The 2325-nt window shown below is 57.0% G+C and carries 2 protein-coding genes; both read right to left on the bottom strand.

Going from position 1 to position 2325, the window contains the following annotated elements; translation table 11 throughout:
• Positions 1-54: 54 nt before the first annotated feature.
• Positions 55-789, bottom strand: a complete 735-nt coding sequence (istB, locus tag AC2VLY_RS05610; RefSeq protein WP_486921910.1) for an IS21-like element helper ATPase IstB — start codon at positions 787-789, stop codon at positions 55-57.
• Entirely contained in the window at positions 779-2287 is a 1509-nt protein-coding gene (gene istA, locus AC2VLY_RS05605) for an IS21 family transposase (RefSeq protein WP_486921909.1), read from the bottom strand. Before istA ends, istB begins: the two co-directional genes overlap by 11 nt.
• Between the last annotated feature and the right edge of the window lie 38 nt (positions 2288-2325).

The following is a 2325-nucleotide window of genomic DNA, read 5'->3' as shown; positions in this document are numbered from 1 at the left end:
GTGTCAAACAGCGTTTAAAAATGACCAGGTAACAGCGTCTATTTTTGACCAGTTTTAGAGGGGGTGGCTGCGACGTTTTTTGAACCGGTAAGAATCGTTTCCGGTCTCCAGAATATCGCAGTGGTGGGTCAGTCGATCGAGAAGCGCCGTGGTCATTTTGGCGTCTCCAAAGATCTTCACCCATTCTCCGAAGGAGAGGTTGGTGGTGATAATCAGCGCGGTCTGTTCGTAGAGTTTGCTGATCATATGGAAGAGCAAGGCGCCTCCCGACTCCGAGAAGGGCAAGTAGCCCAATTCGTCGAGGATGACGAGGTCCAGGCTCTGCAGGGTTCTGACGAGGCGGCCGCCCTGGCCACGGGTTTTCTCCTGTTCCAGAGAGTTGACGAGATCGACTACGTTATACCAGCGTACCCGCTTGCTCTGGTCGATGGCGGCATGACCTAACGCCAGGGCCAGATGGGTTTTCCCGGTCCCTGTGCCACCCACAAGAATGAGATTATAGGCAGACTCCAGGTATCCCCCTTGGGCCAGCGTGCGCAGATGTTCTTCGGCCAAGGGGCTTTCCGTGAAGTCAAACTCATCCAGACTGCGCTGCAGGGGGAACCGGGCTATACGTCTTTGGTAACGCAGACTGCGGTAATGGCGGTCCTGTTTTTCGGCATCAATCAGGCTGGTCAGCCAGGAAACCGGCTCTGTGACCGGCCCGGGTTGCGCGACCCATTCCTGGTAGGCGGTCGCCATGCCGTACAGATGCAGATCCTTCAGAGAGAGGGTCAGTTCAGTGGACATAAGGCTTCTCCCGCAAGGTGTCGTAGCGACTGCAATCCGCTGTTGGCTCTTCTTTGAGATGCAGGGCTTCCGGAGTCTGCTGCGGGGGTGGTGGCAGCGGGTGCGCCAGACGGTGTACCAGATTGAGGATTACCGTGACGGTAACGGTTTTCTGCTCCAGGGCCATGGCGCAGGCAGTCTCCAGTATGTCCATGCCATGGTCTCTGGCCGCCAGTAAGACTTCCACAAAGGCCTTATCTCCACCGGCCTTAGCCTGGAGATGCTCCTGCACCAGGGTGATGGCACGCGGTAGCTTCTGGAAGGGCAAGCCATTACGTAAAGCCCCCGGTTTACGCTCCAGAACCTGCAGGTAGTGCTGCGGGTCCGTGATGGTCTTGTCCCGCCCCATGCGCCGTGCATGGGTGGCAATCACCGCACTTTCCATCAATACCACGATACGATCCACATAGCGCCGTGCCCGCACCCACTCTCCTGCCCATTCTGCGGGTACGCTGTAGTGATTACGGTCCACCGATATCAGGCAGGTCGATTTGACCCGCACTCGGTCCTCCACATAGCCATCGAAGGTGGCTTGAAAGGGGCGCAGCAGCGCTTTCTCTTCCTGGAAGACCGCCCAGATCGTCCGTGTCTTCTGCTCGGGGTGTGCATGATTCTGTGCCCGCTCCTGACAGCGTTCCCAGAGCCAGGCGTTCAGCTGATCCAGTGTTTCAAAGCGCGGAAGCGGGGTAAAAAACCATTCGCGGATATTGCCGACCTGATTCTCGACCTGTCCCTTCTCCCATCCAGCAGCGACCGTGCAGGCGGTGGGCCGAATCAGATAATGGTTCATGAGGGCCAGGAAGCGCCGATTGAAATCCCGTTCCTGACCTTTGCGGGAACGATGATAAACCACGTCCACAATGGTCTTGGGGTTATCGTAAATACCCCTCTCGGGGACCCCTTCAAAGGCCAGAAAAGCTTCCTGATGGGCGGCGAAGACCATCTCCTGGGTTTCTCTGGGATAGGCCCGGACAAAGGACATCCGGCTGTAAGTCAGGCGAAAGTGGGCGACCTTGATCGCCATGGCCACCCCATCCAGAATCACCGTCTCGCTGCTCCAGTCAAACTGATACGCTTCACCGGGACGGAAACTCAGGGGAATAAAGGCTTGGTGCAGACCAGGGCGAACGTTCGCCTTCCACGCCTTTACCCAGCGCTGAATGCTGTCATAAGCCCCCTGGTATCCTGCCTTCTGCAAACCCTCGAACAGTCTGCGTGCGGTCCGCTTCTGCTTGCGCGGTAAGTGCGCATCCGTCTCCAGCCATTGCTGCAGGATCGCCTCAAAAGCTCCCAATTGCGGCCGTGGTCGGGATTTCCGCTGGGGGTACTTCGGTTCATCTCCGACATGATCCAGATACTTGCGCACCGTAGCACGCGATAAATTCATTTTTCGAGAAATATGACTGACCGTCTCTTTGTCCAGATGATACAGACGGCGCACTTTGGCTATGGTTTCCATGCAAATCACTCCAGGTTCCTCCCGGCAAATCCGGCAGG

It is taken from the genome of Acidithiobacillus sp. TH-A36, assembly GCF_057473445.1.
Note: the sequence above shows the minus strand (reverse complement) of the source record. Positions and strands in the feature narration are given on the sequence as shown.

Excerpts from the sequence above, each read along its gene's own strand:
- istA (WP_486921909.1), bottom strand. The coding sequence starts at position 2,287 with ATGGAAACCATAGCCAAAGTGCGCCGTCTGTATCATCTGGACAAAGAG.
- istB (WP_486921910.1), bottom strand. The coding sequence starts at position 789 with ATGTCCACTGAACTGACCCTCTCTCTGAAGGATCTGCATCTGTACGGC.